Origin of the sequence: Cryobacterium shii (assembly GCF_004402595.1) — a bacterium.
GTDB classification, from domain to species: Bacteria; Actinomycetota; Actinomycetes; order Actinomycetales; family Microbacteriaceae; genus Cryobacterium; species Cryobacterium shii.
In genome coordinates, this window is the sequence record NZ_SOFY01000067.1 from 1 (window position 1) to 9,527 (window position 9,527).

Here is a 9,527-nt window from a genome sequence, read left to right on the forward strand (position 1 = left end):
GCCCGACCGTCGCCGACCGCCGGCCCCGAGCCCGACCGTCGCCGACCGCCGGCCCCGCGCCCGACCGTCGCCGACCGCCGGCCCCGAGCCCGACCGTCGCCGACCCCCGGCCCCAACCTCCACCCAGCCCCGACCGGTTACCGTGAGGGATGCGCACCCTCCCGATCAACGTGCTCGACCTGGCCAGCCGCCCCGCCGGCGGCACCAGCGCGGACGCGGTGGGCGGCAGCATCCGTCTGGCGCAGGCCGCCGAACGACTCGGTTACGACCGGTTCTGGGTGGCCGAGCACCACAACATGCCGGCCATCGCCTCGAGCGCGCCGGCCGTGCTGATCGCGGGCATCGCGGCGCGCACCGAGCGTATCCGGGTCGGCTCCGGCGGCGTGATGCTGCCCAACCATGCCCCGCTCGTCGTGGCCGAGCAGTTCGGAACCCTCCGCGCCCTCTACGGCGACCGGATCGACCTCGGCATCGGGCGCGCCCCGGGCACGGATGCCGCCACCACCCTGGCCCTGCGCCGCAGCCCCGCGGGCCTCGGGGTCGACGACTTCCCGCAGCAGCTGGCGGACCTGATCGGGTTCTTCCACGGCGGCATGGCCCCGGACAATCCGTTGCGCGGCATCACCGCGTACCCCGGCCTCGGTGACGCCCCGGAGTTGTGGCTGCTCGGCTCAAGCGGCTTCAGCGCGCAGGTTGCCGGCGCATTGGGGCTCCCGTTCGCCTTCGCGCACCATTTCGCGGGGGAGCACACCGAGGCCGCCCTCGACCTCTACCGCACCGGATTCAAGCCGAGCCGGTTCCTCGCCGAGCCGCACACCATGATCACGGTGGGCGTCATCGCCGACGACGACCCCGAGGTCGCGCGCCGCGAATCGCTGCCCGGACTGATCACCTACATCCGGATGCGCCAGGGAAAGAAGCCGGAGCCGGTGTCGGCGGCGGAGGCGGAGGCCTACCGGTTCAGCCCCTACGAGCAGGAGGTCGCGCTGGCCCGCAACCGGCGGCAGGCGATCGGCACGCCCGACGAGGTGGATGCCCGACTCACCGAGTTGCTGGACGCCACCGGCGCCGACCAGCTCATGGTCAGCGCGCAGGCCGCGACGCTGCCGGGGCGCATCCGTTCGCTCGAAATCGTGGCCGGCCTCCGCTCCGAGCCGGCACTCGCCTGACCCGGGGCATCCGCCCGCCGCCCTGCCGTCGGCCCCCGGGGTATCCGTGCTTGGCAAACGATCGTGAGGGGTCCCATATCGACCTTCCCGGGCCTCCGGAAGGTCGATGTGGGACCCCTCACGGGCAGGACACGAGACCCAATGCCGACGGATGCCGCCGGTCGCCCGCCCGCCCCCGCTGACAGCCCGCCGCCCGCTCGCTTGTCGACCGACCGCGCGCCCGTCGCCCCGCATCCGGCCCCCGGGGTATCCGTGCTTGGCAAACCATCGTGAGGGGTCCCATATCGACCTTCCCAACACGATTGAAGGTCGATATGGGACCCCTCACGGCCGGTGCGGCAGCGTGCGGGCCGGTGCGGCAGCGTGCGGGCCGGTGCGGCAGCGTGCGGGCCGGCGCGGGCCNTGCGGCAGCGTGCGGGCCGGTGCGGCAGCGTGCGGGCCGGTGCGGCAGCGTGCGGGCCGGCGCGGGCCGGGCCGTTCCGGACCGCGCTGGGGACAACTTCGGTACGAAAAGCCGCGGGGGCGCACGCTGGGCCGATGACAAGTCGAATTCCATTGCCGTCGGGGCTCGGGGACAGGCCCTTCACCACGCGCACGGCGGCCGAGCGCGGCATCGGCGAGGGCCGGTTGCGGGGACCCGACCTCGCGCGACCATTCCACGGCATCCGTTCGCTCGCGGCGGCCACGTCGCTGCCGGACCAGGCCCGGGCACTACAGCTCCGTCTGCCCGAGGCCGGCTTCTTCTGTGGGGTGACCGCGGCTCTGATCATCGGCATTCCGTTGCCGAGCCGGCTGAGGAGACCACCCGAACTGCACGTGGGCACGCGCTCGCCGCTGCGCGCATGCAAGGCCGCCGGAACGACCGGGCACAAGCTGCAGCTGCGCGACGGCGACCTTCGCGACTGGCGCGGGCTGCGCGTGACGACCGCGGCCCGAACCTGGTGCGACCTGGCCGCGATTCTCGACGTCGAGGACCTCGTGGCGGCGGGGGACTACCTGATCCACCGAGAGCATCCGCTCGCCAGCCGTGCCGAACTCGAGAATGCCGTCGCCCGCCATCCGTCGCGGCGCCGGCGCGCACTCCTGGTTGAAGCGCTCGGCCTCCTCGACGAGAACGCCGAGTCGCCGCCTGAGTCGATCATTCGCGTCACCGTCGTGCGGGCCGGTATCACGGGGTTGCGGGCCAACTTTGCGATCACGGATGCCCGCGGCCACGAATTCGCCCGCGGCGACCTGTGTTTCCCGGCCCACCGGGTCATCTTCGAGTACCAGGGCGACTACCACCGCAGCGAACCGGAACGGTGGCGCAAGGACCGCACCCGGGCGGCCCGCCTTGCCGCCGCGGGCTGGCACATCGTCGAGATCGCGGCCGACGAACTGATCGACCGACGGATGCTGCTGCGCATCATCCGCGACACCCTCGCCCTCTACCCGGCCCGGTTCGCCCTCTAGCCCGCGCCTGGTCGCCGGCGGGCATTCGCTGTCCTCGCGCCGCTGTCGCTGTCCTCGCGCCGCTGTCGCTGCCCTCGGCTCCGCCGCGCCTCGGCTCCGCCGCGCCTCGGCTCCGCCGCGCCTCGGCTCCGCCGCGCAGGCCAGTCTCCGCCGCCCCTCGGCTCCGCCGCGCAGGCCAGTCTCCGCCGCCCCGGACGTACCCAAACCCGCCTGAGGGGTCCCAAATCGACCTTCCGCGGGTCAACGAAGGTCGATTTGGGACCCCTCACGGTCGGAGACCGAGGCCGGAGGCCGAACGGATGCCGCGAGCGGCGGACCCCGGCTGCGCTGTCCCTCCCCGCCTTTGCGGCGCGCGGACGCACCCACGGCCGCTGAGGGGTCCCATATCGACCTTCCGCGGGTCAACGAAGGTCGATTTGGGACCCCTCACGGATGGAGGAGGAGGCAGAGGCAGAGGCAGCGGCCGAGGCCGGACGGCTGCCGCGGACGGGTGCCGCGGACGGGTGCCGCGGACGGGTGCCGCGGACGGGTGCCGCGGACGGGTGCCGCGAACGGCTGCCGCGAACGGCTGCCGCGAGCCGCGGCCGCCGCCGACTGAACCTCCGCGCGCACTACCGCGCGGCACTGACCCGCTTCGGCAGCACGAACACGAGCAGCAGGGCCAGCACGCTGAACGCGGCGCTGACGCCCATCGCAGCGGTGGCGCTGGCGGTGAAGCCGTCGGCGAGGGCCGCAGGGGTCGGGCCCGCCACCACCAGGGTGCCGAAGAACACGCTGCCGATGACGGCGATGCCGACCGCACTGCCGACCCGCTGCATCACGCCGACGACGCCGCTGGCCGCGCCGGCCTCCGAGCGGTCCACGGTGGCCACGATGAACTGGGCGTTCGGGGCGATGAAGAACCCGCTGCCGAGGCCGGCGATCGCGAGCGGCGGCAGCAGCTCCCAGTTCGTGATCTCGGGACCGATCAGCAGCAGGGCGAGCCAGATCCAGACCAGCCCGATGGTGACCAGCGCCACGCCGATGATCAGCACCGTGCGGCCGAGCCGCTGGGCCAGCCGGTTGCTCTGAGACGCCCCGATGATGGTGCCGAAGGCGAACGGAATCGAGACCAGCCCCGACTCGAGCGCGGTGTGCCCGAGCCCGGCCTGCCAGAGAATCGAGATGGTGAAGAAGATGCTGGTGAAGGCCGCGAAATAGACCAGGGCGAGCACGATGCCACCGCTGAAGGCCGGATGCCGGAACAGCTTCGGCGGCACCAGCGGGCTCTTGCCCCGGTGCGTGTAGTGAACCTCCCAGGCTCCGAACGCCACCACCAGCAGCGCACCGGCCGCGAGGGTGAGGTAGGTCCAGAGCGGCCAGCCCTGGTCCTGGCCCTCGATCAGCGGCACCAGCAGGGCCACCAGCCCGCCGGAGATGAGCAGCAGGCCCACCCAGTCGATGCCGCCGCGCTCGTCACCGGCGGCGCGCTCGGCGCCGGCCGGCAGCAGGATGGCGGCGGCGATCAGGGCCGCGACGCCGATCGGCAGGTTGACCCAGAAGACCAGGCGCCATCCGTTCTCGTCGCCGAAGGCCTGGATGATCAGGCCACCGAGGATCGGGCCGAGCGCCGTGGAGACGCCGATGACCGAGCCCATGATGGCGAACGCCTTGCCGCGGGCCAGTGGCGGGAACAGCAGCTGGATCACGGCGGTGACGGCCGGCACGAACATGCCGCCGGCGAGGCCCTGCACGACGCGGGCGATGATCAGCTGCAGGTCGTTCTGCGCGAGCCCGCAGGCGAGGCTGGCGAGGGTGAACAGCAACAGCCCGGTGAAGAAGACCCACTTATGGCCGATCCGGTCCCCGAGCCGGCCGGCCGGGATCAGGGCGATTCCGAAGGCGAGCGCGTAGCCGGAGATGATCCAGGAGAGGGTGGCCTCCGAGGCGTCGAGGCTGGTGCGGATGGTGGGCAGTGCCACGTTCACGATGGTGGTGTCGAGCAGGGCCATGAACATGCCGGCCAGCAGCACGACGAGGGCCTGCCAGGCGTGCCGTGAGACGACGGGTGCGGGCGGGGAGGCCCCGGGGGTCTTGGACGGGGTGGTCTTGGACATGGTCCGGATCCTCTCGAACGCTGGGGTGGATCGAACACAGTGGTGCGTCGAACGCTGTGGGGAACAGAAAACCCCCACTCCGAAGAGTGGGGGTTTTGTGTATCTGTCGGGGTAACAGGATTTGAACCTGCGACCTCGTCGTCCCGAACGACGCGCGCTACCAAGCTGCGCCATACCCCGATGGCCCGTAAGCCTTGTCAAGTATAACCCCACGAACGGGCAGGTCTCGACCTTTGGACGGCCTTCACGCAACCTGCCCGCGAGCTGCGGGTGACCCGCGCGCGGCCGCGACCTACGCGGCAGTGAGCGTGAGCAGGGTGGCCTCCGGCGGGCAGGCGAAACGCACCGGCGCGTAAATGGAGGTGCCCAGGCCCGCGGACACGTTGAGGTAGGCCGAGTGCAAGCCGGAGTCCCAGAGGCTGAGCCCCTTGACCTGCTGGCGCGGGATGTCGCAGTTGGTGACGAGGGCGCCGAACCGGGGAACGCAGACCTGGCCGCCGTGGGTGTGCCCGGCCAGGATCAGCTGGGCGCCGTGGTTCACGAAGGAGTTGAGCACGCGCTGGTAGGGCGCGTGGGCGACACCGATCGTGAGCGTCGGCCGCGGTTCGCTGGCCTCCTCGGGGTCGGGCCAGTGCTCCTCGGAGAGCGGGTCGCTCGCCCGCAGGTCGTCGATGGCGCGGGTGATCAGGTCGAGGCGGTCGCGCCTGATGTGCGGGTCGTCGACGCCGAACAGCTCGAGGTGGGTGCCGTTGAGGTCCAGCGCGCCGGCGGCGTTGTTGAGGTCGACCCAGCCGAGGTCGGCGAAGACGGCGTGCAGCCCGTCGATGTCGAGTTTCTCGTGCATCGCCGTGCGCAGCAGCGACGGCGCACCGAAGTACTTCAGTGGGTTCTTCAGAATCGGCCCGAAGTAGTCGTTGGAACCGTTGACGAAGATGCCCGGGATGCCGCGGAACGCCTCCAGCGCATATTCGATCCCCGGGATTCCGTCGGCGTGACCGAGGTTGTCGCCGGTGTTGACGACCAGGTCGGGCTTCAGCCCGGCGAGGCCGCGCACCCACTCCTGCTTGTCGCGCTGCCAGGGCGCCATGTGCAGGTCGGACAGGTGCAGAACCTTGATCGGGTCCGAACCCGGCGCGAGCACCGGAACGTCAACCTCGCGCAGGGTGAACATGCGGCGCTCCACGAGCGAACCCCAGGCGAACGCGGCGGCTCCGGCCGCGACGACCGCGCCGGTGCTCAGAGCGAGGGCGCGGCCCGCGGAGCCGGCCCGGCTCATCCGTTGCCCTTTCCGTTGCCGTTGGCGAGCTTGCCGACCACGATCGTGACGGCGCTGCCGGCTGCCGCACCCGTGCCGCCGGCGGGCGTCATCGAGAGAACGATGCCCACCTGCTTGGGATCGGTGACGTCCTGCTCCTTCTTATCCACGGCGAACCCCTGAAGGGCGGCCGTGGCCTCGGCCTCGGTCTTGCCGACGACGTCGGGTACCGCGCCGAGGTTGCCGTTGCTGGAGAACACCGTGATGGTGGCGCCGCGGCTCGCGGTGCCCGACGGGTCGGTGCGGGCCACGGTTCCGGCGGGCAGCTCGGAGTCGGTTGCTCCGCCGTCCACGACCTCGAACCCGGCGGCCTGCAGAACGGACGTCGCGTCGGCCATGGACTTGCCCCGCAGGTCAGGGATCGGAATCGGCACGGCCTGCAGCACCTTGCCGGAGGCCTCGGCGAAGGGTTCCCCGCCGTACTTCGCGTTCGCGACCGACATGACTGCGGGCCACATCCGGTGACGGGCGGTGGCGGCAGTGCCCTGGTCCCAGTAGACCTGGCGCTGGTTGATGTCACCGGTGACGCTGACGACGCCCACGACGGTGGCGACCTTGCTGCTCGACCCGCTCATCCAGGTGTCCTTGTTGCCGTCGGTGGTACCGGTCTTGCCGATCATCGGCACGCGCGGCTTCGTCGCGCTGTTTGACGCGGTGGCGGTGCCCTCCGTCATCACTTTCTGCATGGCATAGGTCATGCCGGCGTCGACCTCAGGGGTGACCGCCTGCGTGCACTCGGACTTGGGCGGGGCCATTTCGGTGCCGTCCGGCCCGATGATCTTGTCGATCACGATGGGGCTGCACTTGACGCCGTTGTTCGCGATGCCGGCGAAGGCGACGGCCATGCTCAGCGGGGCGACCTCGTTCGTGCCGAGCACCGCCGAGGGTCCCTGTTCCAGCGGTTCGAGGTTGGCACGGTGTACGCCGAAGGCCTCGGCCGTCTTACGGATGCCGCAGAGGTCGAGTTTCTTCGCCATCCCGATGAATCCGGTGTTGATGGAGCCGATCGTCGACTGGAGTGCGCTGTAGTTGGCGCCGGACTCGTTCGCATCGTTTTTCGGGTTGAAGGCGTAGCTCGCGTTGCCGTTACAGCTGTCCTTGAACACGCCCCAGTCCGATTTGCGACGGGAGTCGACCCGCTCGTTGAGCGAGTGTCCCTCGGTCAGCCATTCGCCCAGGGTGAAGACCTTGTAGGTCGAGCCGGGCTGGAACCCGCTCGAGCCGCCCTGGTCGATGTCGGTGTTGTAGTTGATGCCGGTGAAGTTCGCACCGGTGGCCTGGACTGCCGGGTCCTGGCTGTAGTCCTTGTTCTGGGTCATGGCCAGCACGCGGCCGGTTCCGACCTGCACGCTCGTGATGACGCCTCCGACATCCCAGTTGGGGTCCGTCTTGGGGACGTTCTCCGTCAGGGTCGCCTCGGCGGCGTCCTGCAGGTCAAGGTCGAGGGTCGTGTAGATGTTGTAGCCGCCGCGACGGAAGTTGGCCAACCGTGCGGCCTCGTCGGCTCCGAACGTCGAATCAGTCTGCAGGGTGTGCACGACGAGGTCGCAGAAGAACGCGCTGCCGCCGGCGGTCTGGCAGCCGGTGCTCGGTTCCGTGATGGTCGGCTCGATCGGCGTGGCCAGCGCGGCGTCATAGTCGGCCTGGGTGATCTTCTTGTACTTGAGCATCTCGCCGAGGATGTAGTCGCGGCGCTCCTTGTTGGCGGCGTACCCATTGGCGGCGCCGTTGGTTTCGCTCGCGGGGTCGTCGAGCTGGAACTTCACCGGGTTGTTCACGATGGCCACGAGGCTGGCGGCTTGCGGCAGGGTCAGGGCCGCGGCGCTGGTGTTGTAGTAGTAATTGGCAGCGGACTCGATGCCGTAGACGGATCCGCCGAAACCGTTGATGTTCAGGTACTGCCGCAGGATGTCGTCCTTGGGGTACTTCTTCTCCACCCCGATCGCCAGGCGCATCTCCTTGAGCTTCCGGTCGGGGCTGGTCTCCGTCGCCAGGTCGTAACAGGCGGTGCGCTTCTTCTGGTCGGCGAGCACCTCGCACTTCTGCACGAGAACGTTCTTGACGTACTGCTGGGTGATCGACGAGCCGCCGCGGGCGCTGCCGGTGGCCACGGTGCTCACGACGCCCTTGATGGTGCCTTCGAGGTCGATGCCGCCGTGCTCGTAGAAGCGCGGGTCCTCACCGGCGACGGCGGCATCCTTCACGAACTGGCTGATGCCATCCCAGGGAACCTCAACGCGGTTCTGGTCGTAGAAGGATGCGAGCAGCTGGGGCGTGCCGTCGGTGTGCATGGCATAGATATTGCTCTTCTGCGAGAGCTGGTCGATCGAGAGGTAATCGGGTAGGTTCTCGAAGACGTTGATGGTGTTCGTGGCGGTCATGCCCGAGAGGGCCAGCGCGGGAGTGACCGCAGCGGTGACGAGGACGCCGGCGATGGCGCTCATCCCGACGAAACCGAGGAGCCCGGCGAGGGCTCCACTGACCGAACGATTTATGGCAGACATACAATTGAGACTAAGTGACAAATCTGAAAAACAGCCTGAATCGGAGCCATATGCCTGCCTGGGAGTACCTCACCACCCCGCTGATGATTCACAACACAGCAGCCATCCTGAACAACTGGGGCTCTGACGGCTGGGAGCTCGTGCAGGTCGTTCCCGGGCCCGAAGGCGGGCTCGTCGCCTACCTCAAGCGCCCCCTCGCCACCGAAGGAGCCTGAACCATGTCACAGATCAAAGCCCGCCTCGCCGAGCTGGGCATCGACCTGCCCAGCGTCGTGCCGCCCGTCGCCACCTATGTTCCGGCCGTGGTCAGCGGTTCGCTGGTCTTCACCTCCGGTCAGCTGCCGATGGTCTCCGGGGCGCTCCCGGCCACCGGCAAGGTCGGTGACGGCCACGGCCTCGTTCCCGCCGCCGACGCCCAGGCGTACGCCCGGCAGTGCGCGCTGAACGCGCTCGCCGCGATCGAAGCCGTGATCGGTTCGCTCGATCGCATCACGCAGATCGTCAAGGTCACCGGTTTCGTCGCATCCGCCCCGTCGTTCACGGGCCAGCCCGGCGTCATCAACGGGGCGTCGCAGGTTCTCGGCGAGATCTTCGGGGACCGGGGCGTGCACGCACGCTCGGCCGTCGGCGTCGCCGTGCTGCCGCTGGACTCGCCGGTCGAGCTGGAGCTGATCGTCTCCTTCGCCTGACCCTCGCTCCCTGCCCCTCGCTCCCTGCCCCTCGCCCCTCGCCCCTCGCCTGGCCCCCGCTCCCCGTGCTGAGGCCGGCAGCCCCGAACGAATTCGACGGAGATTTTGGTTTAAAAGTGCGAAATGGGCTCTGAAACGGCGTTCTAGCCCAAAATCTCCGTCGAATTGGTTGGAGGGGGCTGCGTTGGGGGCCGGTTTAGGCGGGCGGCGCGGCGCGCTGCGCGGAGCGGGCTGCGCGGGTCACGCGGGTCACGCGGGCTGCGCGGGTCACGCGGGCGGCGCGGGTCAGGCGCGCCGGGCGT

At 70.0% G+C, this 9,527-nt stretch carries 7 protein-coding genes and 1 tRNA gene; 4 read left to right on the forward strand and 4 right to left on the reverse strand.

The window, feature by feature from the left end; genetic code table 11:
* Positions 1–149 precede the first annotated feature (149 nt).
* Together E3O49_RS12315 and E3O49_RS12320 are read left to right on the forward strand one after the other, a co-directional pair.
* Complete coding sequence (locus E3O49_RS12315) at positions 150–1,169, forward strand: LLM class flavin-dependent oxidoreductase (RefSeq protein WP_134410839.1); 1,020 nt, start codon at positions 150–152, stop codon at positions 1,167–1,169.
* A 537-nt stretch (positions 1,170–1,706) separates the two neighbouring features.
* Positions 1,707–2,621, forward strand: coding sequence for a hypothetical protein (locus E3O49_RS12320; RefSeq protein ID WP_134367993.1), 915 nt, complete (start codon positions 1,707–1,709; stop codon positions 2,619–2,621).
* Positions 2,622–3,232: 611 nt separating this feature from the next.
* On the opposite strand, the gene E3O49_RS12325 is transcribed toward E3O49_RS12320, so the two are convergent.
* The 4 genes from E3O49_RS12325 to E3O49_RS12340 all read right to left on the reverse strand — a co-directional run bounded on the left by E3O49_RS12325 (position 3,233) and on the right by E3O49_RS12340 (position 8,536).
* On the reverse strand, positions 3,233–4,717 hold the full coding sequence (locus E3O49_RS12325) for an MFS transporter (protein WP_134367995.1): 1,485 nt from the start codon (positions 4,715–4,717) through the stop codon (positions 3,233–3,235).
* Positions 4,718–4,823: 106 nt separating this feature from the next.
* Positions 4,824–4,897: transfer RNA gene (locus E3O49_RS12330), tRNA-Pro, on the reverse strand.
* 112 nt (positions 4,898–5,009) lie between these two features.
* Positions 5,010–5,993 carry a metallophosphoesterase gene (locus tag E3O49_RS12335; RefSeq protein ID WP_134367996.1) on the reverse strand — a complete coding sequence of 328 codons (984 nt, stop codon included), beginning with the start codon at positions 5,991–5,993 and terminating at the stop codon, positions 5,010–5,012.
* Entirely contained in the window at positions 5,990–8,536 is a 2,547-nt protein-coding gene (locus E3O49_RS12340) for a transglycosylase domain-containing protein (RefSeq protein ID WP_134367997.1), read from the reverse strand. The genes E3O49_RS12335 and E3O49_RS12340 overlap by 4 nt, the downstream gene beginning before the upstream one ends.
* A 50-nt stretch (positions 8,537–8,586) precedes the next feature.
* Between E3O49_RS12340 and E3O49_RS12345 the strand changes: the two genes are divergently transcribed.
* Entirely contained in the window at positions 8,587–8,751 is a 165-nt protein-coding gene (locus E3O49_RS12345) for a Sp36 family protein (protein ID WP_134367998.1), read from the forward strand.
* 3 nt (positions 8,752–8,754) lie between these two features.
* The gene (locus E3O49_RS12350) at positions 8,755–9,225 is read left to right on the forward strand and encodes a RidA family protein (protein WP_134367999.1); all 471 of its coding nucleotides are present in this window, start codon (positions 8,755–8,757) and stop codon (positions 9,223–9,225) included.
* Positions 9,226–9,527: the final 302 nt, after the last annotated feature.